The sequence below is a fragment of the Escherichia sp. F1 genome, assembly GCF_046764225.1.
GTDB classification, from domain to species: domain Bacteria; phylum Pseudomonadota; class Gammaproteobacteria; order Enterobacterales; family Enterobacteriaceae; genus Escherichia; species Escherichia coli.
Genome location: NZ_CP177202.1, coordinates 4,453,747 through 4,478,243 on the forward strand (window position 1 = coordinate 4,453,747; position 24,497 = coordinate 4,478,243).

25 protein-coding genes and 3 pseudogenes are annotated in these 24,497 nt (G+C 49.0%); 2 read left to right on the plus strand and 26 right to left on the minus strand.

Translation table 11 applies throughout. From position 1 onward, the window contains the following. Positions 1–36 precede the first annotated feature (36 nt). From ACK8NJ_RS21360 to daaA, 16 genes and pseudogenes are all read right to left on the minus strand, one after another. Positions 37–1,143 (minus strand): SDR family oxidoreductase, encoded by a 1,107-nt coding sequence (locus ACK8NJ_RS21360; protein WP_411961935.1) that lies wholly within the window; start codon positions 1,141–1,143, stop codon positions 37–39. Positions 1,144–1,454: 311 nt separating this feature from the next. Further along, positions 1,455–1,940 (minus strand): lipopolysaccharide transport periplasmic protein LptA, encoded by a 486-nt coding sequence (lptA, locus tag ACK8NJ_RS21365; protein WP_411961936.1) that lies wholly within the window; start codon positions 1,938–1,940, stop codon positions 1,455–1,457. Between the two features lie 3 nt (positions 1,941–1,943). Then, positions 1,944–2,963, minus strand: coding sequence for a VirK/YbjX family protein (locus ACK8NJ_RS21370; protein WP_411962560.1), 1,020 nt, complete (start codon positions 2,961–2,963; stop codon positions 1,944–1,946). 51 nt (positions 2,964–3,014) lie between these two features. Continuing rightward, positions 3,015–4,103 (minus strand): annotated as a pseudogene (locus ACK8NJ_RS21375) (glycosyltransferase family 4 protein); the annotation flags it as partial. Positions 4,104–4,117: 14 nt separating this feature from the next. Next, positions 4,118–4,936: a polysaccharide deacetylase family protein gene (locus ACK8NJ_RS21380; protein ID WP_411961937.1), complete on the minus strand. Its 819-nt coding sequence runs from the start codon at positions 4,934–4,936 to the stop codon at positions 4,118–4,120. A 255-nt stretch (positions 4,937–5,191) separates the two neighbouring features. Continuing rightward, entirely contained in the window at positions 5,192–5,845 is a 654-nt protein-coding gene (locus ACK8NJ_RS21385) for a hypothetical protein (RefSeq protein ID WP_411961938.1), read from the minus strand. After that, positions 5,797–5,919, minus strand: coding sequence for a hypothetical protein (locus ACK8NJ_RS21390; protein ID WP_256112207.1), 123 nt, complete (start codon positions 5,917–5,919; stop codon positions 5,797–5,799). Before ACK8NJ_RS21390 ends, ACK8NJ_RS21385 begins: the two co-directional genes overlap by 49 nt. Beyond that, entirely contained in the window at positions 5,919–6,692 is a 774-nt protein-coding gene (faeJ, locus tag ACK8NJ_RS21395; protein WP_411961939.1) for a F4 (K88) fimbria accessory protein FaeJ, read from the minus strand. Before faeJ ends, ACK8NJ_RS21390 begins: the two co-directional genes overlap by 1 nt. Positions 6,693–6,708: 16 nt before the next feature. Then, entirely contained in the window at positions 6,709–7,473 is a 765-nt protein-coding gene (faeI, locus tag ACK8NJ_RS21400) for a F4 (K88) fimbria minor subunit FaeI (protein WP_411961940.1), read from the minus strand. 29 nt (positions 7,474–7,502) lie between these two features. After that, positions 7,503–8,300 carry a F4 (K88) fimbria minor subunit FaeH gene (faeH, locus tag ACK8NJ_RS21405; RefSeq protein WP_411961941.1) on the minus strand — a complete coding sequence of 266 codons (798 nt, stop codon included), beginning with the start codon at positions 8,298–8,300 and terminating at the stop codon, positions 7,503–7,505. Positions 8,301–8,528: 228 nt separating this feature from the next. Beyond that, entirely contained in the window at positions 8,529–9,302 is a 774-nt protein-coding gene (locus tag ACK8NJ_RS21410) for a hypothetical protein (protein ID WP_411961942.1), read from the minus strand. 238 nt (positions 9,303–9,540) lie between these two features. Further along, the gene (gene faeF, locus ACK8NJ_RS21415; protein WP_411961943.1) at positions 9,541–10,032 is read right to left on the minus strand and encodes a F4 (K88) fimbria minor subunit FaeF; all 492 of its coding nucleotides are present in this window, start codon (positions 10,030–10,032) and stop codon (positions 9,541–9,543) included. A 34-nt stretch (positions 10,033–10,066) separates the two neighbouring features. Continuing rightward, positions 10,067–10,858, minus strand: a complete 792-nt coding sequence (gene faeE / locus ACK8NJ_RS21420) for a F4 (K88) fimbrial chaperone FaeE (RefSeq protein ID WP_411961944.1) — start codon at positions 10,856–10,858, stop codon at positions 10,067–10,069. Continuing rightward, positions 10,851–13,295 (minus strand): F4 (K88) fimbrial usher FaeD, encoded by a 2,445-nt coding sequence (gene faeD / locus ACK8NJ_RS21425; protein WP_411961945.1) that lies wholly within the window; start codon positions 13,293–13,295, stop codon positions 10,851–10,853. The genes faeE and faeD overlap by 8 nt, the downstream gene beginning before the upstream one ends. Positions 13,296–13,309: 14 nt before the next feature. Then, positions 13,310–13,852 carry a fimbrial protein gene (locus tag ACK8NJ_RS21430; protein WP_096925848.1) on the minus strand — a complete coding sequence of 181 codons (543 nt, stop codon included), beginning with the start codon at positions 13,850–13,852 and terminating at the stop codon, positions 13,310–13,312. Between the two features lie 7 nt (positions 13,853–13,859). Further along, entirely contained in the window at positions 13,860–14,159 is a 300-nt protein-coding gene (gene daaA, locus ACK8NJ_RS21435; RefSeq protein ID WP_001088797.1) for a F1845 fimbrial adhesin operon transcriptional regulator DaaA, read from the minus strand. A gap of 567 nt (positions 14,160–14,726) precedes the next feature. Between daaA and ACK8NJ_RS21440 the strand changes: the two genes are divergently transcribed. Beyond that, the gene (locus tag ACK8NJ_RS21440) at positions 14,727–14,933 is read left to right on the plus strand and encodes a FaeA/PapI family transcriptional regulator (RefSeq protein ID WP_000730142.1); all 207 of its coding nucleotides are present in this window, start codon (positions 14,727–14,729) and stop codon (positions 14,931–14,933) included. Positions 14,934–15,051: 118 nt separating this feature from the next. Here ACK8NJ_RS21440 and ACK8NJ_RS21445 read toward each other — a convergent pair. From ACK8NJ_RS21445 to ACK8NJ_RS21455, 3 genes and pseudogenes are all read right to left on the minus strand, one after another. Beyond that, positions 15,052–16,026, minus strand: a pseudogene (locus tag ACK8NJ_RS21445) (IS256 family transposase); the annotation flags it as partial. Positions 16,027–16,098: 72 nt separating this feature from the next. Then, positions 16,099–16,627, minus strand: a pseudogene (locus ACK8NJ_RS21450) (Rpn family recombination-promoting nuclease/putative transposase); the annotation flags it as partial. A 130-nt stretch (positions 16,628–16,757) separates the two neighbouring features. Further along, positions 16,758–17,009, minus strand: coding sequence for a hypothetical protein (locus ACK8NJ_RS21455; protein ID WP_411961946.1), 252 nt, complete (start codon positions 17,007–17,009; stop codon positions 16,758–16,760). A 298-nt stretch (positions 17,010–17,307) separates the two neighbouring features. Here ACK8NJ_RS21455 and ACK8NJ_RS21460 point away from each other — a divergent pair, with 298 nt between their 5' ends. Then, a complete protein-coding gene (locus tag ACK8NJ_RS21460; RefSeq protein ID WP_411961947.1) occupies positions 17,308–17,787 on the plus strand; it encodes a ProQ/FINO family protein in 480 nt (159 codons plus the stop codon). Between the two features lie 18 nt (positions 17,788–17,805). Here the strand turns inward: ACK8NJ_RS21460 and ACK8NJ_RS21465 are convergent, their stop codons facing one another. The 7 genes from ACK8NJ_RS21465 to ACK8NJ_RS21495 form a co-directional block, all read right to left on the minus strand. Continuing rightward, entirely contained in the window at positions 17,806–18,354 is a 549-nt protein-coding gene (locus ACK8NJ_RS21465; RefSeq protein ID WP_411961948.1) for a YagK/YfjJ domain-containing protein, read from the minus strand. A gap of 88 nt (positions 18,355–18,442) precedes the next feature. After that, entirely contained in the window at positions 18,443–18,595 is a 153-nt protein-coding gene (locus tag ACK8NJ_RS21470; RefSeq protein ID WP_411961949.1) for a hypothetical protein, read from the minus strand. Between the two features lie 28 nt (positions 18,596–18,623). Next, the gene (locus tag ACK8NJ_RS21475; RefSeq protein ID WP_098402556.1) at positions 18,624–18,860 is read right to left on the minus strand and encodes a helix-turn-helix transcriptional regulator; all 237 of its coding nucleotides are present in this window, start codon (positions 18,858–18,860) and stop codon (positions 18,624–18,626) included. Between the two features lie 68 nt (positions 18,861–18,928). Next, positions 18,929–19,501: a hypothetical protein gene (locus tag ACK8NJ_RS21480; protein WP_411961950.1), complete on the minus strand. Its 573-nt coding sequence runs from the start codon at positions 19,499–19,501 to the stop codon at positions 18,929–18,931. 247 nt (positions 19,502–19,748) lie between these two features. Next, positions 19,749–20,315 carry a YagK/YfjJ domain-containing protein gene (locus ACK8NJ_RS21485; RefSeq protein ID WP_097456899.1) on the minus strand — a complete coding sequence of 189 codons (567 nt, stop codon included), beginning with the start codon at positions 20,313–20,315 and terminating at the stop codon, positions 19,749–19,751. A 1,687-nt stretch (positions 20,316–22,002) separates the two neighbouring features. Continuing rightward, the gene (locus tag ACK8NJ_RS21490) at positions 22,003–22,914 is read right to left on the minus strand and encodes a DUF4435 domain-containing protein (RefSeq protein WP_411961951.1); all 912 of its coding nucleotides are present in this window, start codon (positions 22,912–22,914) and stop codon (positions 22,003–22,005) included. Positions 22,915–22,920: 6 nt separating this feature from the next. Then, positions 22,921–24,123, minus strand: a complete 1,203-nt coding sequence (locus ACK8NJ_RS21495; RefSeq protein WP_411961952.1) for an AAA family ATPase — start codon at positions 24,121–24,123, stop codon at positions 22,921–22,923. Between the last annotated feature and the right edge of the window lie 374 nt (positions 24,124–24,497).

The window sequence follows — 24,497 nt, forward strand, 5'->3', positions numbered from 1 at the left end:
GTGACGACATACGGCGCGCCATCCACAATGACAACGTTATTTGAAATCAACTGCCATCTGTTGGGGAATGGACAGTCCCCTGGTCGTCTGTACACAACACCCAAGATATTCGGTAAACCGCGGTGGCTTCGGCATGCCGGTTTCAAGTAATTTTTCATTGCTGAATCGCACACCAAGCATACTGAACGCCCCATACAGACGCATTGCCCTCAGCATCAGACGTTCATTGCAGGGACCAAAGATCCTCCTGAACTGGTGTCGCATCATTACAAGCGTGTCATAGCCGACCTGAGCATATTTTTCTCCAACAGGCTCTGTTCCCAGCGCCTGCGCCATGGCTCTGTCAATATCTGCAAATGTCACACTGCCTTCTTCGCCGGCAGAGATATGCACAACTTCACCACTGATAAACGGGCTTCTGAGCAGCCTCAGCAGGGCATCAGCACAATAGTCGACCGGGACAACGTCAATATAATCGTCCATTGAGCACATGAATTTCTGCAGCATCAGTCCCATCCTGAACACCCAGAAGATACTGGTTGAGGGCTGACAGCCGTGACGGGTGTGACCAACAACGATCGAAGGGCGGGCTATCAGTAAAGGCAACCCCGGGCACTGCTGGCGCAGCAGGCGCTCCGCTGCAGCTTTTGACCGCGTGTATTCAACCAGATGTTCTCCTGTCTCTGACAACTCATCCTCAGTCACCAACGAATGTGCCTCCGGAGTGCATGCCATGGCGGTACTTATGTGCAGAAAACACCGGAGACCGGAGACCTCTGCCATCCGGCGTGCCAGAGAGTGTGTGCCTTCGACATTAACCTTCCATATAAGTGGGTTATTGCCAAAAGAGGCAACTGCAGCACAGTTTATGACATGTGTTACCAGCTCAAGGCGGGGGTCACTGAGATAACCATCCGGTTCACTCAGGTCTCCCGGCAGAATATGACTGACCGTTAAACGCCGGAGAACATCTTCACTGATGTTAAATCTGCGCATATTCTCCCGGACCCGCTCAAGTCCGCTCAGAGGATCGGCGGCCCGAACCAGTAGCAGGACGTTCATCTCCGGGTTTCTGTCAAGAAACCTCTCCAGAACCGCGCCACCAAGGAACCCTGTGGCCCCCGTAATAAATAATATTCCCATATCCACAACCTGTTATAACCACTACTGTCTCCGGACGGGTATTTTAGCTGTCCGGTATTGAACGATATATAAATGACAGGGATGAACCTGTCAGCAACGCAATAATTCAGATGCCGGTATATCCGTAAATAAATGTCATCATACAGGCTAGCATATTCTGCTTTTTAAACCGGCCCCAAAATAATTTCCTTCCTGCCAATATAAAGCGGCATGGACGGATGCTGGCATGCTCCATCCGGACATGCCGGAAGTGAAAGAGAATGGACCTGTATATATTTCTGTTCCGCGCAGAGACTCATGCTGTGCGGGCACTAGTTCTTCCGTGAAACCGTATCTCCGGCGATGATGCTCTTTACCCTGCTTCCGGGGCGGGGCAATGCAACGATTATTCCCGAATTCACGTTATAACGGATTATGTCAGCAGATAATCTGTTCCCTTCCATCCGGACACAGGCATTCCCGGTAAGAACAATCTCGCCAGTATTTATTGTATATCGGGCCTCTTCTGAAACACCCGAGAACAATTTCCCGTTACTGGCCACACCACTGTATTTTACCGGCTTCCCTTTTGCGGTTATATACGGGAGATTCACGTTATACCGGTGATATACAACCTCATCCGCATCAATAACCATATCCCCGTTTACTGCATGTACATGTCCGGTCGCACTGATATTACCGTCTGGCAGAATTTCCTGCCTGTCCGAATCAATAGTGTATTTACCCGGCTGATTAACCGCAGCTCCTGCCGTTCCGGTTGAGATAATAACAAGCAGACTGGCAAGAATAATCCTCACGGCTCACCCCTCATATTTTTCCGGACTGTCAGGGAACAGTGGAATATGTTCAGCTCCCGTCGCTGCCCGAATGGAAATATTTATGTTATTCAGCAATGCGTTACGTCTGCGGTATTCCGCCCGTTTACGCACAGGTATATCCTCCTCCTCCTTGCGTGGCAGAGGGAGCGGGAGTCGATAGAAGCCATCACCGGTACACTCACCACCAACAGAAATCCAGCAGTCACTGTAACGGGCAACGAAACGCCCCTGTTTGCGGACAGCGTATCTGTCATGCCGCAGAACGTGTTTTTCCTCACTGACCGCTGTGATGGTATCCAGCTGGCAGATCCCGGCCAGCACAGCCACTGCCTCACAAAGCACCCGACGCGGGAACAATCCATGACACTGCCGGGTGGCATGACGGATGATGTCCTTTCCCTCTTCCCGGGGGCCCTGCAGACCACCGATGAACAGGGTGTATTTGTCCTGCCAGCGAATGAACGAAAAAGAGATCCGGGTCACTACCATACCGTCACAGTACAGGATCAGCATCAGTTCTCCTTCACGGTCAAATCCACAGGGGGCGCAGGTGATATCCAGCGACGCACCATTTTTCCCTTTCAGACTGGCAAGTGTTTTTTCCCGGTAAATCTGCAGGAAAGGTCTGAGCGTATCAGGCAATGTCCGGACAAAATGGTAATGTTCCAGAACGGCCCGGGCCCGCTGTCGTGCATTTCCACCGCGGTGCAGGTAGGGCCGGTGAGGTTTGGCCGGCAGAACAGGGTTAGCCTCAAGCAGACGCTCAGTTTCCTCCAGCCTGCATAACCCCTGCAGATAACGGAACGTAACCCATGGCCATACGAAGAGGGTTCGCAGAATAAAGCGATAACGAAAATTCCGCATTTCCCACCGACGACGGTAATAAACCGGGTCAGTCACCAGCTTCACGAACAGCCTGAGGGCTGACAGTTTTCTTTCCCCGTTATGTCTCCCGACACCAGCGCAGTTTTTATCTGTCACTTTCCCCGGTGACGTATCCATTCTGCTTTTCTCCTCATCACAGTAGTCATCCCCCCACCGGATACGGCGGTAACGCTCCCCCAGTTTCACCAGCTCCGTGACGGTTCTGTCAATGCTGTAACGGGACAGCACGTCCCTCCTGGCCTGCAGCGCCATTGCCTGCAGGTCTTCAGGCGCCGAGAAAAACGCTTTCAGGGCGTTTATCCAGGCCTCCCGGTCATCTGGCGGAAGCAGTACACCATTTCGTCCACCCTGCATAACCAGCGGAATGCCGCCCACCCGGCTGGCCATCACCGGCGTGCCACATGCTGCAGCCTCGGCAATAACCATGCCAAAGGACTCATTACGGGAAGGCATGACCATCAGGGAAGCAGCCCGGTAAACCGGTGCCACTGGTGATAACAGGCCGCACATCAGTACACAATCTTCCATCCCCATCTGCCTGATCCCTGCCCGCAGTCGTTCCTCCTCCTCTCTGTTCCCGCTTCCCACAATCAGCCAGTAAAAACGCAGGCCTTCCTGTTTCAGCCTGTGAAGCACATTCAGCATAAAGTGATGCCCCTTTTCTGGTCGTATCATCGCCACCTGAACAATCACAGGAGCCGGCTCCCGGCATTTCAGCCACGCATCAATATTTGCCGGCAGTGCTTCTCCGGACTGCCGTCTGAGGGAGGAGAAATCTGTACCGGGAGGCACAACAACAACAGGCCGCAGACATCTCCTGCTCAATAACCGGGAACCCACATCACCGGAAGGCACCACCACGACATCACACATGTGGTTCAGGGAGAACATCCTCACTTTTCTGGTCAGATATGTTTTCTGCCGGATAATGCAGAAACGCCCCGCTCTCCCGGGAAGGGAGGCCCGGACCAGTCCGGTAATGTTGCTGTCATGCCCACTGTGGCAGACCACAATATCCGGCCTGAATCTCACTGTCAGCCGCCTGAGGGCCAGAACAGAAGGGAGATGGAGGCTGTTCCGGAACGGAATGTGAACCACCGGAATGCCATAACGGCGCGCCTCTGCCGAAATCCTGCTGTGTTCGCGGCAGGCCAGCATCACCTGATGTCCCGACCGTTGCATGGCACACATCTGGGCAATGGCCTGTAATTCCTGTCCCCCGATGTCAGGGGACGATTCAGTATAAAGAAATTTCATCCATCCCCCCTGCATCAGTTCCAGGACAGACGCGGCCCCTTATGCAGGGCAAGCAATGAAGAGAAGACCGGCGTGGTATAACAGAACAGGCGCCGTTTCAGCCATCCTGAAGACTCCCGCTCCTTGGTGCTGATACGACCTATCTGACAGGCACCGTGTTGTGGGGTGTTCATTCGCCTCTCGGTTGTGTACAGGCAGGTGAAGCCCAGATCCCCGGCAATCCGGATATAATCCGGGTGGTACCATCCTTCCGGCCAGCACAGATGGGGGCTGCAGCTGCCGAGCATTTCTTTCATCCGTTCACGACTGAGCAAAATATCAGCCCGTAGAAGTTCCAGCGGGTTGGTGATGCCCGGCATCAGATCCCAGCGACGATGAGTGTGGGTATGTGAGTGGAACTCAACGAGTCCACTACTGCGCATTTCTCTGATCTCAGACCAGCGCAGCATGACGTTATCTGCCAGTCCCTGTTTAATGTATTCTTCACACTCCCTGTGTGAGGGGGTGTCATCCACCCGCTCCCTGACCGGGCCGTCACCTATCAGCCCGGTAATAAGGAAGATATGTGCATGCAGACCAAACTCCCTCAGGACGGGGAAGACCTGCGACCAGTTATCCAGCCAGCCGTCGTCAAAAGTCAGCATGACGCTTTTCCTGGGCAGTTTCCCACCGAGGTAGAACAACTCCACTTCTGCAGCGGTAACGGTCTTCCATCCGGAGCCTGCCAGCCATCTCATCTGTGAACGAAATGTGTGAGGAGATAATGTAACCAGCCCGGGTTTATTACTGACATGGTGGTACATTAATACAGGCAGACTTCTGGCATCTGACATATAACCCATTCTCAAAACACTGTCCTCTCGTACTCAGAAAAATAGAGTTCACACTACCGTCAGTTAATGCATCACAGCATTTAATATTATTGTGACATTCATCTGTACAGTTTCTGTACCTCTCCGGCCTGCATGGTTCCTTTCTGCCACACAGAATGGCTCTCCCCAGCCATTCCCGGCGCTAATATATCCACCGCGGGCAGTCCTGCGGGTACCGGGACATATCAACAGACGGACCCGGCCCGCATGCCATTTTTACGACAGATGGGAGCCCCCCTCCGCCGCCCCCGTCGTACAGCAGATCTCCCGGTCCAGTCCTGCCATCAGTAACAACCGGATATCCCTTACGCCCACATTCTCTGCCAGCCGGGCATAGTGATAATACAGCTCACGTTCCTCCGGCTTCAGCCCCAAGGGGCAGCCTCTCCCCTCTTCCGAAAGACGCTCCAGTGCCCGGCGTTGTCCGGATGTCAGACGGAATTTACCGGTACGGGCTGTCTTTCTGTTCAGTGCCATGCGGACCGTTCTTTCCAGGCACGACAGCGACATGCATCCGCTGTACACCGGGCAGATATTTCGCAACACTTTCAGCATTTCCAGCCTTTCCGGCACCAGAACCAGCATTTCACCGGACATTTCTGCCCTCAGTTCACGTATCCAGGACAGATGACGCCCCCAGCCCGTAACAGGCTCTGCACTCAGCGCCACAATAATCAGGTCCCAGCCCTCCCGGACACAGGGATACCCCGGAGGTACACGGTAAACGTTGTGGCCCTGTGCGGATAACAGGTGCCACAGCCCTGTCAGCTCATACCAGCAGGTTCCGGTCAGAAGGATTTTTTGCCTCATACTTACGACCTTCACCACATCAGTACCGCACAGAACATCACCAGTGTCAGCACCAGACATGCCATACAGGTTGCTGCCACACAGACACCAACCACCCACCACATCGGTATTAACACTTTTCGTTGCCGGGCCATCAGAAATACACCACCACCGGTGTCAGATTACCCTGCCAGCGTTTTACCGGCTCCTCAGCACCGGGGAAATTCACCCGCACATCACTCAGGGATGTCACCCAGGCACCGGCAATATGCTGGCTGCCATTCTCCTGTGACAACAGCGACTCAGCGCCCGAAATAAACGCATCAGGACGCGCGGTTAACCCGGCATAGTCCGGAGTCCATTCATAGCCGTTCACCTGCCATAACTGGCGTTTCACCTGTTTTTCAGCCTCCGGCGTCACCTCTCCGCTGACCACGCTCCAGCCCTGACCACCAGTAATATTGTCCTGCCATGCCAGAAGATGGCGCATCGTGAACGTGATTTCCCCGTAACGCACCTGTCCCCGGGCGAGTTCTCCCCGGGCCGCAATACGGGGAGATGATGGCGCCACCTGAAGTAATGTCACCGACGGCTGCAGCCCCGGACGGGCAGTTGTCAGTGATGTGGTATGTCCGCCAAGAATATAAAAATCCTGCCCTCTCCGGCTTTCTCTGACCATGCCGCTTTTACCCGTTGTCAGACCGGCCTGCACGGCGTCTGGTGTCCCCATCCGCACAGAACGGGGCTGCCACTGCCAGGAAACTTCAGGAACATACAGCGTGCCGCTGAATTCCGTTACCCCCACAGCCATTCCCTCCTGCCAGTGGCCCAGCGGAATAGTCAGGGGTTGTGCCAGCACACTGGCTGAAGTCAGAAAAAACAGAGCCGGAAACATACCGGACTTCAGACGATGAATAATATTCAGCACCGGACCGTCCTCCTGCTTACTGGTACTCAATACTTACCGGCAGTGACACCCGCCAGCGTTCCGGCATCGTGCCGTTCAGACGCAATTCACCACTGCCTGCCACAGTCTGTGCACCATACGCACCTTCAACCTGACGCAGGGAGGCATCACTGAAATGACTCACTCCCGAATAACCACTGACGGTCATTGTCTGCAGCCAGGACGGACCTTCACCACTGAACATCTTCTGCAGAACACCCGGAATATCAGAAGCCTTCATGGCTGTGCTTTCACCAGGCAGGCCATTCACATTCAGGTCGTCATACACACCGGCATACGCCGGCTGTCCGTCCTTCATATGGCGCAACACCCCCGCAGCCTGCATTCTGAAAACAAATGTGCCTGCCCGGACGTTATTATCTCCGGTGACAGGCAGCGTCACCTCCGCCACGCCTGGTGCTGTCCATTCAAGCGAAAATCCCTCAGTACCCTTTCCGTAACTGACCCGGGGAGAAAGCCCCTCACGTCCTGCCGGTGTGGTCAGGGTGGTTTTTCCCAGTAAAACGGTCATCGCCGGCAGTGCGACCGGTATTGCCTGCTCACCGTCACGAACACCGCGGCTCTGTTTAACCTCCAGACCTTCATTTCCCTGTCCGACTTTCCATACCCACGGGTTACGGGTGCTGGTCACCGGGCCTTCCAGCTTAAGCTCTCCGCTGAAATCTTCTCCCGGCGTGTTCCAGGCCAGTACACAGGAAGGCAGGAGGCTGGCAGCAAACAGAAATAACGTCACCTTTTTCATTTCTCTTCTCTCCTTTATCCCTGCAACCATCACTGTACTGTAACCGTCACATTCAGCCCTGCCTGCCATGCTGCAGGTGTACCCTCCGCCGGCAACCGCAGTTCAAAATCCGACACTACAGAGGCATATGCCGCAGCCAGATTCATCACCCGACCGTCAGCCAGTACCCCCTGACTGATAACCTGTCCGTTATCCACCGCATTCACACCATTGCCAAAATTCTGATTCATCAGTAACAGAGAAGAGAGTCGGGCTTTCAGCCCCTGTGGCAGCGTTCCTGACTGTACATCCGTCACGCTCTGTCCACTGACCAGTGACATCCCGACCGGTACGGATGCCCCGTCTTCCTGTCTGCCGGCGCTGACGACCATCCCCTGGTTCAGGATGAAAGAAAGCTGTCCCGACACATTTCCCGTCTCCGGGTCACGCACCGGGACAGTGGCGCGGAAGTGCTGTGCTGAGGTACCGTTTCCTTCCGTCACAGTAAAAGGCTGTCCGTTACTGCTGAAGGTAATAAAGGGGGTGAATCCGGGACCACCACGCTCAGCCACCTCATGCAGATGTCCCTCCAGAAACGGCAGAGCCCCTTTATCACGCAAATTAAAAACCAGTTGCCCGTTCTCTGTACGTGCATCTGCAGTATCCACTGCCCAGGTCTGGTCCGGTGAACTGATTTGCCAGGTCCATTTGGGAGCTTCGTCAGTGACAAAACCATTAAACTGAATTTCGCCACCATCAAGAATATCTGCATGTGGCGCTGCCGAATAAAACAGGGCCACCGAAATAATGGCTGAAAGAAGGGATTTATAATGATGCGCTATTTTCATTGTTATTTACTCTGCTCTGTTCCGGAGCACATAAAAATAAAAACCAGTTCATTCAAACGTGTTCCCACTGAAAACAATACAGAACCGACATGCGTCACAACGCATTCCGACAGAAAAAAAACACCTGTTCCGACATGGCGGTTCCGTATATTCAGATCACTGGAAACAGTGACCTGAATTTTTAGTCAGCAGTAAACGGGGGAGTGTTTACTGCCGGACTCTGCTGAATTACTGGTAAAAAACAGTAACTGGCAGAGATGCTTTCCACTGGATTGGAGCATCGCCGGAAGCAGCCTGATCAAGAGTGATCTTGATAATTTTACCAGATTCGATACCAGAGCCATAATAAGCACTAAAAGTAGCACCAGTATCAGAAAAACTACTAGCAAGACCGACTTCATTATATGATGCATTCTGATATGTAAAATGCGATCCAATATCAGGGAATACATTCCCTGCAATATTTTCGTCTGGTGTATTTGCCTTATTTTTAGGCAAACCACCGAAGAATGCCTGACCAGCAGATTCCGCATATTCGTGGTTATAACCGTTATAACTTGAGGTCACGTAAGATACCAACGCAGATGCACCCAAAGACGTGGTCAGCGTGCCAATTTTAGCATTGGTATCATCCTTCACTTCCAGAGTGACTGGTGCACGACCATTTTCAAATGCATCCACATTCACAGCATCGCCATAGTTAATCTGCGGTGAAATACCTGGCTGCCCCTGGAATGCTGCAGCAGTTTGAGTACGAATACCCAGAACCGGAATTGCTCTATTTACAGCAATACTGGCTTCTTTCTGACCTTTCTGAATTTGCGCATCCAGACCAGTGACAGCATCACCTGTTTTTACTTCCCATGGGGTAGCTTTCGTAACCGGAGTCAGGGTACCGCCCAGGGCAACAGAACCACCAGTGCCGTTTGCAGTCCACGCCATAGCAGAACCAGATACTGCAGCAGAGGCAGCCACAGCCAGTGCAATCAGAGTCTTTTTCATAAAATAATTTCCTTGATATTTCATAAATAATAAACTGAAATCGGTAATCCTTATTTTTCCGGAATTACCGCAAAACTATCCCCTGCGGATTCATTTAATTAACCGCATTTCATTAAACACTGTGTTTAACTCAGAATAGCTTTACGTTATTCCCGTTTAAAAATACGGTAAATCCCTTTACCAATATGACCCGTTCCGGAGTCACGGATGTATTGCATCTGTTGTCGGAGATGAATTCTCAGTCTTCCACCTGCAGCGCTATCTGCAGATTTCCCCGGTAACTGACCGGGACTTCCAACTCTGCCGGTGCATCCGTTCTTAACTCAACCAGCTTCTGTGCCTCAGGTACGGTTATCACCACATCCTCACCCTGCTGTCTGGCACTGAGTGCCACTCTCTTTCCGTCAACCATCAGAGCCGTCTTCAGGGTGATGCGGGCTTCCCCGTTATCCGGCAGAGTCTGTTTCACCGTGATGTTTGCCAGTCCGCCGGAAGCCGGGCGGCTTTCTGCATGCCGGATTATCAGCTCTGCTGGCAACGGGCTGTTACTGACTGAGCGGTACAGCACCGGGTCTGTCGGTGTACGGGTCACCTTCACCACGCTGTTACCTGACACCTGACCGTTCACCACACCCAGATACTGCGTTTTCTCGCTGTATTCAGCGGCCAGTGCTGACTGAATACTGAGTGCACTCAGGACCAGGGTGGCTGCCATCATTGTTTTCTTCATTTATTACCCCTCTGTTCCGTGTTCCGGAGGGCGGTTATTTTTTATCTGCCTTATCAGACGGATTAACCGGCGAATCAGATGCCTTCTGCCCGGAAGGGGCCACAGCCTTTTTCTGGTTAATTGTCCAGGTCTGCAGGCTTCCCCAGTCATTCAGGGAGTCCACTTTCACCACATTTCCCTTCACCTGCACTTCATCACCCGGCATGAACATCAGCAGTTTCTGTGCCGTTTCGTTATCCGTGGCAATTTTCTTCCCGTTTCCGTCCAGCAGGCTGCCAATCGCAAAAATGTATGGCGTGGTGTTCACCAGCATGGTCCTGCCATCCGGGCGGCTCTGCAGGCTGAGCCCTTCCTCTGCCCCCTTGCGACCTTCAAGCAGTGCCTTCGGTCGGTAGAACAGTTTCAGCTTCGTGCGCAGTGCCACCGCAATACCGCTGCCCTCCAGAGCCGGCGGAATATCCTGCAGGTTCAGCCAGTACACCGACTCTTTATCCTTCGGCAGATGGTCCGAGGCCATGATGATACGCAGTGTCTGCTGACCATTCGGTTTCACCCTGAAGAAGGACGGTGTCACCACAAAAGTCGGACGGGTGTCCTTCTCCACGATATTGTCCACCCAGGCCTGACCACCAAAGGTACGCTCCTTGTCATTGTTGGTGACCGTGATGGTCAGCGCATCCTTGTCCCCGCGAAAGATATAGCGGGTCTGGTCTGCCGCCAGGGAAGCCATCGCACTCTGACAGGTCATCATCAGCGCCAGAGTCATTCCCAGTGCTTTTGTCACCCGGTTAGTGAAAAACGTCGTTACTGCGTTACGCTTACTCACACGTAATCTCCTGTAGTTTCTCAGTATCCTGCAGTTTCGCCGCAGGTATCCGGCACTGGCCCAGGGTGATATCACCCGGCGCATCCACCGTGTTAATCATCAGCACACCATTGTTAGCTACAAAGCCCAGCGGTGTGTTCTTACTGTCACGTGCCCAGGTTCCCCCCGGCACAAACTCACCGTCACGCTGCTTCACCTGCAGCAGGTAACGCTTAACTTTCAGGGCATCAAACGGCATCCACACCACCGCCTTGTCCGTCGGCACCACCTTCTGACTGGTGTTCGTCAGTTCTGTGCTCAGCGGCAGCGTGCCCGCATCAATCGTCACCGTGTTCCAGTCATAGCTGTTCAGCGGTACCACCAGGTTGCCGTCACTGTCAGTCTGTCCGTCACCGGACGTCACCTTCACTCCGGGGGTATCCTTCACGTTCACCACAGCCACGGTATCCCCGGTCGTGCGGCTGAACATAATGTCTTTCGCCGCCGGAACGGCCAGTACCGAACCGCTGACCGAGACAGAACCACTGGTTCCGCCGGACTGCGAGTGGTTCAGGGCACCACTCAGATAAGCCCGGTCACCACTGTACGACGCGTTCAGATAACTGCTGGCACCGCCATCACTGTCACGACCACCGCCCAGACCATAACTGAAACGGTCATTCAGCGAGCCGGACACACCGGTGCTGAAGCCTGTGCCACCGTCTTTACTCGTACTCACCGACGTACTGCTGCTGTAGCGACGGTCAAACAGTGTGAACGGTACCGATACTGACGCCGATGCAGACCAGTTGTTTTCCCCCCGGGTGTTCCGTGAACCGGACCAGCCCAGGTTAAGACTGACACCCTTAATCTGTGTGCTCAGGGTGCCGGTAATCCCCGTATCCTTACCGTTGTCATCGCTGTACCGGTAACGCCCGGTCGTGGATGCGGGGTAATAGCTCCTCTGCCAGCCGGACACCGACAGACTGAACAGTCCACCCACCGGCTGACTGACACCGGCATTCCATTCATCCTTCGTCCGGCGACCATGATTTGACTGCGACCACAACTCTGTCGGGTCAAAGGAGGACATGTCCTCATATTCCTCACTCTGCCGTGACCAGCTCACCCGCAGTCCGGTGTTCGTCATCTCCAGTTGTTTACTCCAGGATAACTGCACCTTATTCCCGCTGCGGTTGCCGTCACGGTATTTTGCCGTGGCATAAGCCCCGTCAGCAGACACCGCCCCCAGGTAACTCAGCCCCAGAACAGCCCCGGCGCTGACGCCCTGCCAGTCCTGGTTAAACACCCCCCCGGTGCGCAGTGTCAGCCCGTCCAGACCGTAACCGTATGACGCTGCAAACACACCGCCTTTCAGGTCACTGTCATCGTCAGGCAAACCGGCTGCCACACTGAACTCGTGCTGCCCCGGACTTAACTGCCCGGCCATCACCGACAACGGGAAGTTCTGTACCTGCTCGCGCCCGTCTTCACCGGTGATTTTCATGGTCACATCACCACTGGTGTACAGCGGCACATCCGTGATGGAGAACGGCCCCGCCGGCACCATCTCCGAATGCAGCAACCGCCCGTTCTGTGTCAGCGTCACCCTCGACGGCCCGTTCGCAATGCCGCTGAACACCGGGGTATACCCCAGATTGCCCGGCTTCATGCTGTTGTTCCGGCTCAGCGACACGCCGTACGTTCCCGTACTGCCCAGCAGACTGTCCCCGGTGGATGTTTTCCCGACCGCCAGGTCCGCGCTCAGTGCGCGGATGGCCCGGGTGGCCGTAAACATGTTTATCGTGGTGGAGTTATCCCCGCTGTCACCGCCGCTGGCCGTGGCAGAAGAACTCACCACCCAGTGCCCGATATTGGCCTTCAGATCCGCTGAACCAAAGGCCGAGGTGTTATTGCGACCGGTGTTGGCGTTCGCGTTATAGTTCACGCGAAATGCACTGGTTCCGTAGTCCCAGTCCACGTTCTCCGGCATCTTCACCAGTCCCTTCTGGGGAATGGACAGCGCCAGACTCTGGGTGGAAACATCAAAATCCACCTTCACTGACGGGGCTTTTGTCAGCACATAGCACTGTCGTGTGGCGTCATATCCCTCACGAAAGTAATCTGCACTGACGTAAATCCCGGCCTTCGTCAGCCATGCCTCTGTCAGACACAGTTCATTACTGTCCTGTGGTGTCACATCCAGTATCTGTTTCCCGGCCTCCTTCCCGTTCAGGGACAGGTCAACCAGATAACGCCCCGGCGCATAGCTGCCGTTCAGGGCTGCCCAGACTTCCGGATTAACCCCGGCACCACCCTGGATAAAGGACATATCCAGTTTTTCACCTGCAATACCTGTGGCACTGGCAAAAGCAGCTGATACGGCAAGCGCAAGTGCGGCCCGACAGAAAAACACGGACGAAACCGGCTCAGCGACTGCCTTCTTTCCTGCACACACAATCCTTTTCTCCGTTACTGATACGTGACCACAAAGGTCAGTGCACCCGTGTATTCCCCCGCCTTCACGTTCGCCGGAAACACCGGCTGCGCACGAAAACGAAACTGTCCTTTAGCAGCAAACTCCACCGGGTAATTCACCGAATGACTGTCCTGAGTCAGACGTCCGCGATAATCTGCCTGTGTATCCACCGCCCGCACATCCACGCGAACACCATCACCGGCACCGCGGGTGACCACGCCCCCTGCATCCAGCTGTCCCGGGTTACCAAAATCCAGGGTGGCGACCTGCCCTGCCTTAAAGGCTGAGCAGCCCTGAACCGTGGCACCGGACTCATACAGACGCACAGTGAAGTCACGCGGCGGCACAGACGCCCCTGTGGACTTGCGGTAAGTCCCGAATGTCAGCCGGCCACTGTTGCCGGTACTGTCCGCATCCACCACCACATGACAGGCCGAAGCCACCACGTCAGCGCTGAATACGGTTTTCTGAACAGCGGCGTGAGAAACCCCGCCCCCTGCCAGAAGCAGAAGTACTGAAAGCGATAAATTTTTCATGCAACTGTTATCCCGTATATGGAATACCGGCTTCTGATATATAAAAAGGAACCAGCCTGTTTACCGCCTGATGGGTACGCTGAATACGCCCGAGAGCACCAGAGAAATATCCCTGAGAAACCTCATGTCGTTCACAGGCCTCCCTTCGGGTATAACCCAGAACCAGAAAATCCCTCAGCGCATTAAGAACCTTTTCACTGTGAACCGGAGATATTTCAGCTAATAACCAGAACTGGCTCTCTGACATTTTTCCGGGCGACAAAGTACGCCCGTGCTTCTTGCTCAGATACAGGTCACTGCTGTTCATTTATATCTATTCCAGAAACATAACCAGACAAAAAGACGACATAAATCCGGATAACAAAAATGTATTCACTCTGCTGCCGCCCTGTTTTCTGTGGTGAAGACTATCACGGTGTTTTATAGCGAAAAACATCAATTTCACGATCTTTATAACCAAACAAAAGTAATTTAACGGCACAAAACCCTGCAAAAACACAACAACTAAGAACAAAAACCCAAAAACAAAACAAAAAACAGATAAAAAGATCGTTGTTTTTGTAAACACCAATATTGCCTCCTGGATAGGTTTTTTGTTCTTATTTAGATATTCATCAAAAAATAGATCCCAATTTTCACAAAAAATATGAATTTAGGGCAATAAAAAATATTAAACATGGAAATTAAAAACACAGAAACAAAAATATGCCCAATCACTAACCACTCAATAAAGCAATAAACAGTCAAAACAGAGCACTACTATTACTAACATCCTTTATTTTCATGTGGTTGCAATGATAGAAGATGGCAATGAGATTCAACGTAAGTAAGGATGTATAATAAAAAGGATTACAGCTAAGAGTGTTAACAGAAGATGAAGAAAAAGCAGATACTGGATTTTATTCAGGAAATAAAGACACCATGCAGAACGACTGATATTGCCTCGCGTTTTGAAATGAGTGCCTATCAGGCCCGCCATTATCTTATGTGTCTTGAAAAAGAAGGAAAAATAAGGCGTACGCCTCTTCGTCGTGGTGCCCGTACTTTATGGGAGGTAGCAAGGGAAACGGAAAAGTATTAATAAAAACATGCATTTTTTCTGCATAAACTTCACTGTTAGCGCCAGTGATATAAGACGGTAATTCACCATTTGGATTGTCCGCATCCTATAACGGTTAAAAATCGTGGCATTGACACGTTGGATAAGCGAAGAATGTAGCAAGATTCGGCCAGTTAGCCTGCCAGCTTCGGCTTATCTGAGGATAGCGACTGTCCCAGGCCGCCGCGAACGCTTCCAGTGCCTGCTGGCCTGCCTCTTCCGTGGGAGCCTGATAAATCGCTTTCAGGTCGCGAGTGACGGCTTTGTAGCCCTTCCATGACACGAAGCGCAGGCTGTTGCGCACCATATGCACGATGCATAACTGGATGCGGGCCTCCGGATATACTGTGTTGATGGCATCCAGGAAGCCTTTCAGGCCATCCACACAGGCGATGAGGATATCGTTCAGACCGCGGTTTTTCAGTTCAGTCAGCACATTGAGCCAGAACTTCGCCCCTTCATTTTCGGTCAGTCACATACCCTGCAGTTCTTTCTGACCTTCGATATTGATGCCCAGTGCCAGGAACACCGATTTGTTGATGACGCGACTGTTCTGCCGAACTTTCAGGACGATACAGTCAAGATAAACAATGGGGTAAACAGCATCCAGTGGTCGGTTTTGCCATTCTACAACCTGCTCCATCACGGCATCGGTGACCTTTGATATCAGTGCCGGTGAAACATTTGCGTCATACAGTTCTTTGAACGCAGTAGCTATCTCACGGGTGGTCATCCCTTTGGCATACAACGAGAGGATCTGGTTATCCATCCCGGTAATACGGGTCTGATTTTTCTTTACCAGTTGTGGTTCGAAGGTACCGTCACGATCGCGCGGAGTACGCAGTTCCAGTGGACCGTCGCCTGTGATAACGGTCTTTGTGGAATAACCGTTGCGGGAGTTAGCTCCTGGTCTGGACTGATTTTTCTCATACCCAGGATGGTGTGTCATCTCTGCATTGAGAGCGGCTTCAACGCTGAGCTTTTTCAGCAGCCGATCAAACTGACTGAGGTCTTCAGGGGTTTTGAGATTTTTGGCCAGTTCGTTAGCCAGAGCCTGTAACTGTTTTTCGTCCATAAATTAACCTTCATTTGATGCTGGATTGAACATATCAAAATCAGGCAATTACACAAATCTATGTACAGGCTCGCGGCTGTGTTTCATCAGTAGCGTCAGCGCGCCCAAACGGCGGTGCTGCATTATCTCATCATCATCCATCACCGTCACATCCACCAGATGAAACGGCCTTGTGTAGATTTTAGCCGCAAGGGCCGGATTATCAAAGCACTCCAGCCAGTTCATACTGTACGGGTACGGACTACGTTCCCCATGGTAAAAAAGCATCGGTATCACCAGCGGAAGCGTCCTGTGTTGCTCAAAGTGCCTGCATCGCCGCCACCGCATATCTGAGCATTCTGAATGCCATATACGCGTTTTCTGTGCTCTGGTGCTCCACAAGACAATACACATAACCCTCATCACCACTGACCGTCTTTATGCTGAACAGCGCATCACACACGAACTGCTTCAGGTCCTGCTCCACAAACGTGCAGGGCTCCAGTCGCAGCGTCGATAAATCACACAGCTGACGGTATTCCTCCGGAAGGTGAATCGAGACAAAATCCCGTGCCACTTCCGGCGACGCCATAAACGCCCTGAATGCAGCATCATGCGGCATGGGCGTGTTCTTCTCTTTTTCCTGTTCACAATAACCTGCTTAACGGTCAGAAGGCATTTTCACCAAGATTATATTCACCTGCACAACCATGTTCAGCCATGACCGCTGATAAGTGAACATCCGGAGTATATTATTCTGCCGCTGTTGAATTGCCGGTAAGCTCCCGGTCCTTTGCTCCGGCACACTGTTTTTGTTCCTGGTTCTCTGTCTGAGGTGAAACCTTCCAGGTATGTCGCCCCATTTTTGTTCGTCTCCATTTTTTTAAGAAGTGCTCAAGTGAAAAACTTTTACCTCTCCGGGAGTTGTCGTATTTGCTGATATTGTTCGTTTGTTTAAAGAACCTGCTGGTCTTGCCATTAATATTACCTGCTGATTGCTTCACGCCCGGGCTCCTCGCACTGTGCGCGGATTATTGTTTCGTTTTCAGTCCCGGGGCGCCAGGACTCTGTTTGCAGACCATAACGGCCTGACCTGTACTGTTTCTTCGGCTCTTTGATGCCCGTTTACGCCATTTGTTCCCTGCCCCTCTGTCTGATAACGAATACGCTCACTACGCACAGCACTGAACAATACCGGCAACAGCATGTCTTACATGACATTCGCTGTGCCATCCACCGGAAAACATTTTCAGATACCGGATGAGGTACCACTTCCATTGACAGCAAGAGGTAACAATACTGATGGTAACGCTGACCATTAACCGTAAACCGCAGGGTATTTTCAGTAAGTCACCGGCAACGCCGCTGCAGAATAAAACGAACACAGTACACAACGAGAAGCCTCTTCGGGTGAGGAATCAAACACCATGGCGACATATGACAAAACGCCAGCGCAAAAACCGTAAGCGTATAAATCGTCTTGTGGAACTCTGGCCTGAGTTATTCAACCGGGAAAAACCAAAACCGCTTAAAGTGGGGATAACTGACGACCTGATACAAGATATCGCCATCAGAGAACTGGCGTTTAGTGCAGGTGCATTACGCGCAGCAGTAGCGTCTTATGTGCAGTCTCCGCGCTATTACCGTGCGTTAATGGCTGGCGGCGCCCGTTATGACCTGAAGGGGCTGCCGTGCGGGGAAGTGACTCCACAGGAACAGAAAGAGGTAGAGACCCGGCTAATGATGCTGAATGACCGACGAAAAGCCAGAAAACCTCGTTGACTGCACAACTGCGCTGATTCACTGAGCTGTAATCAATGTACAGCGCTGTACCGGACGATAGATAATGGCGGTCACAACCGGTAACCCCAGAGACAATGCGACTGTTTTTAACGCAACATACTGGCCAGATGTATCACCCCGGGCGATCTGAAAACGCTTTTCCACCCGGCATTGTCCGCCAGCGTTTATCACCTGCCAGGTCTGTTGTAGTAAATCCACCAGTTGTGAACATTCTTCATCAACTGTCACACTGGCTCGCGGATGGCAGAAAAGCTCCTGGCTGAACAGCAACAGGCATCGTATTGTTGCTCCTCCATGTTGTTCCCGCAACCAGCGTAATACCAGCGGCGATGATAGACTGGCCGTGTGATTACGCTCAGTAATACGTTCGTGCACCTGTCGATAAAAGGAAGTATAGAATGCATGAATCTGTTGCCCGTTGATATTTCCTTCTGCCGAATGGAGTGTGAAGTGAAATGCCAGCAGATGTGGCCAGTGGTCCACCGCCTGCTGAATAAAACGCCGGATATCTCCCGGCTCTGAAAGTAAGGCTTCGGTTATTTGCACGGAATACGACTCCTTCAGACTCTGTTGAATTTTGTTACGCCGGTGCAGACACACAGGAAAATACGCATCAACACCGGTGTAATGCCAGTTATAAACAATGTGAATGGAATGACGAATCAGTCAGGAAAGGGCTACAACCTGCTGGCTGACCGGAGAGAGTCAGCAGGAAGATGAACGGTAATGTCGCCAGCACCAGGGACAGGGCTGATTTCCACAATACCAGCGCCGGCATTTTGCACATTGCCAGCGTACCGGCATCACAACACGTTTCATGCTGCAGCTCCTCGTGACTCCTCGATTCGCTGTTGCATCCACTGCTCCACTTCGCTTTTGTACCAGCGGCTGCTGCGGCCCAGCTTGATGGGTTTCGGGAAATGGCCTTCACTGATCAGCTTATAAAACCATTTGTCAGTCATACCGGTGAAGCTGGTGATATAATTCATGTCGATCAGGGGATCGTCGGTACGCAGCAATACGCTGTCGTGGCCTGTTATTGAGGTCAACATAGTCAGAATATCCTCTGTGAGATTTATGAAGGTTGGGCAAATGCGGGTGAATCTGCTGAACTGAGCTTTCAGAGCTGGCCTGCTACGGGATACCAGGGGTTACCGGCGAGGTAACGGGCTTCCGGATCGCGTACACCACGACGATCGCGGGCGAAATCACTGAACGCCCATATCAACTCTTTGAGTCTCTCTTCGCAGTCCGGTGAACGGCTGTCCAGCACCACATCCCGGGTGATCTGCTTCTGGTACGGCTTTGCATCACCTGGTGACGCAAAGCCCAGCACGTTACTCCAGGCATCCAGAATCAGCCGGTCCAGCTCAGGGCCGTCGAAATACTCCTGTCTGACGCATAACACCACATGGTATTCCGGCTTTTCAGGATGACGGGTCAGGAGCCAGCAGAGGTCACGCCCGGGCGTTGCATTCATCAGCGCGCTGACAGTTTCAATAAAGCCCATCCCGAACCAGGTTCTGCTGCAACTAAAGGTGTTGTCATGTTCCCACGGCAGACGAAGCAGGATCCGCCGTACCCGGGAGCCGGACTGCTCACGCAGCGCACGCTCAAGAACGCCGATGACTTTGTTCTGATAAGATGGCCAGAAGGGCGCCATGCTATAGTCGAAATAAGGGATAGCATTCATAAGATATGCTCCGTTATGCGCAGCCCACAACGCGTCCTGCCCGTGAATGAGCTGACGTGTTATGGTTTGCGGATGGGGTTGATGGAATACGTGAAGAACCGAAGCAGAACGGGAAGATAAGGGAAAGAACACTAGATGCAGGTTCAGGGTGAATGATCTCCGTTGACTTCGGTTCACATCATTAATCAAGGTGGTAAGTTTTTACCGACGGATTATCTCCAGGAGCGGAAGTTCAGGACTTAAACTTTCAGAAGTGAGGCTTACGTGGACGCCCTGCAGCAGGACGTTCAGGAACTTCACTGCAGCCGTAGGCGCACAGCCCGTCTTTTTGTTCTTCTTTCGCCAGATAATGCAGGGCACCGCGAATATTATTGATGCTTTCAGGATCGTTGTGGCGCACAGGAATGTTGATGTTGTATGTATAATGCGGCTGATATGTACAGCGGTGTGCCGAACCGCTGTTATGCGTAACAGACCGCCAGCATTCCGTAATCCGCTCCGCAAAGGGATATATTTTTTTAACCCTCTGACGATCGATCCAGAAAACCGCATGCGCATGAAAACCATGATCAGCCGTCCATTCAATCACCCAGAAGAAGCCAACGATATTTTCAAATTGTTCCACCTGCTCCAGCAGCATACGCAACTGCAATTCAAGCCAGCGATGATCAGGTTGTAAGAAATCAGGCGTATCTTTCCTGTAGAAGAAATCCATGCGTAAGGCCCGCAGGCAGGAATAGCGTGCCATCATTTGATTGATGTGATTGTCAAGTAAAGCGGTAAAAAACCAGTTTGGTGTGTAAGATTTAGGCATGTTGATGACTCCTGAAAGTTAATGACGTTTTAAACTCTGTAAGCGAATTAATGTTTTCGCTCATAATCAGATCTAAAACGGTAATAACTTACAGACGATAATTATCAGACCATGCTGTAGAAAATATTGATACAACTGGTTATTAACGACACGTAGCGTTGTGCTGAAAGGAATAGGTTATCTGATGGCATTGACTAAAGAAATGAGACAAACAAGGAGTAAAGAAAATACAGACTCAATAAAACATCACGAAATACTGCAAAATATGCGATAAAACCCCACTACCAAGAGGTTAAGAAACATATTACGACCAATCACATCATAAACTACAAACTTGTTCTCAGTGAGTCTGAAAAAACGTGTACAAGGCCAACACATATCTGTAACCTGATAAAATCATACACTCTCATTTAATCTGTTAAAAACAACTCATGTTCAAGATATGAACGTTAACGGGCACACGGCACCAGAGTAAAAAATACCATGGATGGATAATTTTCATTTTGTTTAACATACAAGATAATCAGGAACGAACAAACACAATCAGAAATTCACTCTATTAATTCTGTTGTTTACCCTGCTCGGTTAATCGTTACAGAATAATGGATACCTTATCAAAGAGTAAGCATTCAGTTAATCAGTAATGACAGAAAAATTGATATTCACAAGAACAGTTAAAACATATCAGATAAACAATCATTGTTAAGCAAATACGGTTCACAATGGATAAATTAAAATCAATTACTGTTTTACTGAAGATGAGAATAGATGAATATCAACAATAGCGTAGTAGAGAATGACTTATCTGAACATCATATGAGTTACAGTAGTTATGATTGAGGGATGGAGTGAATACGATAACAAGAGTAATACTAATGGAATGTGAGTGAAGACAGGAAGTAAATAACAATAGAGATTGTATGAAAAAGGGAGTGAGTATAATAATAGTAATAAACCTAAATTAAAATCATCCTTGTTTGATGAGTAAAAATAATTCTAGAAAATGAATCTGTTTGAAAACTCTTTCTCAGAGATTAACCGATCAGATGCTCAACGGACTCAATAAATTGGCTGAGTCAGGTTACCTCATCCACACTCTATTTGTTTCTAGAAGGATCTACCATTTTGTTCATCTACCTAAACACATCAATTTAGTGACTCGATAGTATCAGTTATATAGACATCTATCGTTGCCACCAATACATAACTAATTGATCTCAAATAATTTTCATGGATTACAGGCTAATAGGTCATACTATTTTAGGAAGAGAATCTATGCAAAAGTCTGCTATGAGCGAACTGCGGACATTGCGAAGAGCAAAGTGGTAATATGATTCAGATGGTCACGTAAGATTGATGCAATGAAGTTAAGTAATTTCAAGCTGGATAATTTTATATCTGTTCTGATAAAAGAATTCAATAATTAAGCGTTTAAACACAATCTTCATTTCAGCCCATCAAATCTGAGGGTCTATAAATTAAACACTTACTTTTCGATGAATACCCAATACAGTTCAAAGAGAAACTTACTCGGAAATATCTCAGCCTTGAATTTTAAATTGAATGGTCGCACCGACTTTTCTAGAAAAAGGTTTGATACTGTACTGATTACATGATATCAACAATAATCTATTGATTATTATGCAAAAAGCCCCTTAAGCATGGAGCTTTTATGTGATGCAATGTATTAATTCGAAGTTAAAGAAGTTAAAGAAGTTAAAATACATTTATAATAATTAATTGTTGCTCCAGAAAGATAATCACCTGGAGCTTCAGAAAAACTTGATAATGCTATGGTTTTAAATAAAATGTTGTTTTTTGTCTCACTATTTCCTATTTGATATTGTTTATAGAACATATGCGTAACTTCGAGTACGTATGACTCAAAAGCATGACCTTGTATTAAATAACCAGGGTGAGAATAAAATGGCGCATGCAGAAATGATAAGGCACATCTGCTTTCTTGTGTATTACCAATATTGAATCCTTTCCATTTGGATTTTAATCTTTGTATACACTCATCTTTAATTATTAACTTACCATTTACTTCATGAAAAAGGATACCACATAATCCATCAAGATTAAACATTGCCATGTTATTAGTTCTAGATATAAGGTTCAGCTTATGTATATATGCAACCTTTCTCTCAAGCTTCTTCCATTTATTTATAAATATGTCTATATCATCATTATTTGGGCAAAATGTTCTTAGTATTTTTCTTAATAGCGCCGTTGTCCATAAGTCGTTCTCAAAACTATATCCATGTGTAAAGTGAACAAAGTTATATAGCCGATCATTAATACCCAATGCTTCATTATGATCACGATCCATAAATACAATATGAGTATTTTCCGTATACTGGGCTCCATTAATCCTAGCAGCAATCTCCTTTAAATTCTCTTTTCCACCTTCTATTCTAATTTCATAACGACCATCTAAGTAATTTTTTAACAATGCATTGTAGAAGATATAATCAGGAAGTTTTTTAATATCTGGGCTATTACCTTTACCTTCAACATGAACAATATAAGATACATCTCTCAACAGAGATTCAGCAATCAAACCTGCCGGCGTTCTTGATATGAAGTTAGCATCCATTGTTATTTATACCCTTATAGCCGACTCTCTTCTTCTCCCGATAATATCAGGAGAATGAGTAGCTAAAATAAATTGAGCTTTAGGATTTATCTTTACCAAAGCGTCAACAATTTTATCCTGCCACGTCACATGTAGCGAAACCTCAGGTTCATCTGCGATATATATAATATCTTTATTATCATTCAAATAGATTTCTCCGAGTAATATAATCATTTGCTTTTCACCAGAGGATAACTTGTCAAGGCCTATTGTGCCACCTTCAGTTCTCATCACAAGTTCGTTTTTCTTCGATAATAGAAGAGTTTTTCCATTTTGGAAGAACATTCTAAAAACTTCAAAAAAATCATCTCTACTTCTGAATATTTCAATCTTCTTCTTTTTGAGAATCTCATAGTCTGCAATTAAAGATCTTGTCCTCCAAGCATTATACATAACACCAAAATCAGTTAAAGACATTGGCCCACTGTCATCACGTTCCGAAACATCTTTAAGACGTTTCAAATAATAATCTAGTCGACTACTATCATAATTACTTTTATTTTCATTCATAAACGAAAGCATTTCATGCAAGGAAGAAGCTTCTTTTTCAATATCAATTTTACTGTTAAATTCGAATATCGAATTTTCGCTCGGAACATCTAATAACTTATTAAATATACTCTTTTGAAAATTACTTGCTATTCTATTATATGCCTGAGATTGCCTAGAGAACTTACTTATTAAAGCGGATTTAATTGCGTTTAGTTTTTCATCAACCGGATCACTACCTTCATTATTAAAATAATCATGTTCGTCATTATCACCTCTTCCCTTCCTTGAAAGTGGAATCAGGCTAAGTTGTGATATTTTAGATACCATAACTTTTAGTTCCATTATCCTTCCTTCAAGCAGAAAATCATACTCGTCATTACTTAATTCATATTTAGAAATAACGCCTTGCTCTGTATATATGGAATAAGTTATATTTCCGTCACCGTTTTTCGCGACCATTATCACATGATTTCCATATAGACTAACAATAGCTCTTGAAAATGACAGCAAATACATTTGCTTGACATCCACTGAAAGCAAGGCACAGATGATGTTAATAACAGTGGTTTTACCTGCGCCATTTGACCCAATCAGGAAATTCATGTCCTTGTTAAAAGACAATGATATATCTTTATATCCCCAGATTCCCCATGCCTGAAAAGAACTTATTTTACTCATCTTTCATCCTTTAGTTAATATTCACCATAAATATCTTTATCGGTTACTTTGCCTGAACAGTTATAAAAACTCAAATTGAAGATGCTCTTTTTCTGGAAATATTTTAGGGCAAACTGATTGCAACCAGCAATAGTTGCTGACCTTACTACCAGCATCAGGATTTTGGTCATATATAAGTATGCATATGCTTTTCCAAAAAATACCGATACACACTAATGAATCGGGACATTATGGCACATAAATCAGAGAAGGGAGCTTGTTGTCTCATAGCCCCCAATTTTGGGGGACAGGTTTGAAAATAGTAGAGAAAAGTCAGCGTCGACCTGGCTCCCTAGGATAGCCCATAGACTACTAAACAGTTCGTGGTATCAGAA

Bases quoted from the DNA above. Each gene is read 5' to 3' on its own strand.
- ACK8NJ_RS21460 (WP_411961947.1), top strand. From the start codon at position 17,308: ATGGTAACGCTGACCATTAACCGTAAACCGCAGGGTATTTTCAGTAAG.
- faeF (WP_411961943.1), bottom strand. From the start codon at position 10,032: ATGAAGAAAACAATGATGGCAGCCACCCTGGTCCTGAGTGCACTCAGT.
- ACK8NJ_RS21440 (WP_000730142.1), top strand. From the start codon at position 14,727: ATGAAGAAAAAGCAGATACTGGATTTTATTCAGGAAATAAAGACACCA.
- ACK8NJ_RS21370 (WP_411962560.1), bottom strand. From the start codon at position 2,963: ATGGATACGTCACCGGGGAAAGTGACAGATAAAAACTGCGCTGGTGTC.
- ACK8NJ_RS21475 (WP_098402556.1), bottom strand. From the start codon at position 18,860: ATGTTGACCTCAATAACAGGCCACGACAGCGTATTGCTGCGTACCGAC.
- ACK8NJ_RS21470 (WP_411961949.1), bottom strand. From the start codon at position 18,595: ATGTGCAAAATGCCGGCGCTGGTATTGTGGAAATCAGCCCTGTCCCTG.
- ACK8NJ_RS21485 (WP_097456899.1), bottom strand. From the start codon at position 20,315: ATGCCTAAATCTTACACACCAAACTGGTTTTTTACCGCTTTACTTGAC.
- ACK8NJ_RS21410 (WP_411961942.1), bottom strand. From the start codon at position 9,302: ATGAAAAAGACTCTGATTGCACTGGCTGTGGCTGCCTCTGCTGCAGTA.
- ACK8NJ_RS21430 (WP_096925848.1), bottom strand. From the start codon at position 13,852: ATGAAAAATTTATCGCTTTCAGTACTTCTGCTTCTGGCAGGGGGCGGG.
- faeH (WP_411961941.1), bottom strand. From the start codon at position 8,300: ATGAAAATAGCGCATCATTATAAATCCCTTCTTTCAGCCATTATTTCG.
- ACK8NJ_RS21495 (WP_411961952.1), bottom strand. From the start codon at position 24,123: ATGAGTAAAATAAGTTCTTTTCAGGCATGGGGAATCTGGGGATATAAA.
- ACK8NJ_RS21385 (WP_411961938.1), bottom strand. From the start codon at position 5,845: ATGTCTGGTGCTGACACTGGTGATGTTCTGTGCGGTACTGATGTGGTG.
- daaA (WP_001088797.1), bottom strand. From the start codon at position 14,159: ATGAACAGCAGTGACCTGTATCTGAGCAAGAAGCACGGGCGTACTTTG.
- ACK8NJ_RS21380 (WP_411961937.1), bottom strand. From the start codon at position 4,936: ATGTCAGATGCCAGAAGTCTGCCTGTATTAATGTACCACCATGTCAGT.
- faeI (WP_411961940.1), bottom strand. From the start codon at position 7,473: ATGAAAAAGGTGACGTTATTTCTGTTTGCTGCCAGCCTCCTGCCTTCC.
- ACK8NJ_RS21490 (WP_411961951.1), bottom strand. From the start codon at position 22,914: ATGGATGCTAACTTCATATCAAGAACGCCGGCAGGTTTGATTGCTGAA.
- ACK8NJ_RS21480 (WP_411961950.1), bottom strand. From the start codon at position 19,501: ATGAATGCTATCCCTTATTTCGACTATAGCATGGCGCCCTTCTGGCCA.
- ACK8NJ_RS21360 (WP_411961935.1), bottom strand. From the start codon at position 1,143: ATGGGAATATTATTTATTACGGGGGCCACAGGGTTCCTTGGTGGCGCG.
- ACK8NJ_RS21390 (WP_256112207.1), bottom strand. From the start codon at position 5,919: ATGGCCCGGCAACGAAAAGTGTTAATACCGATGTGGTGGGTGGTTGGT.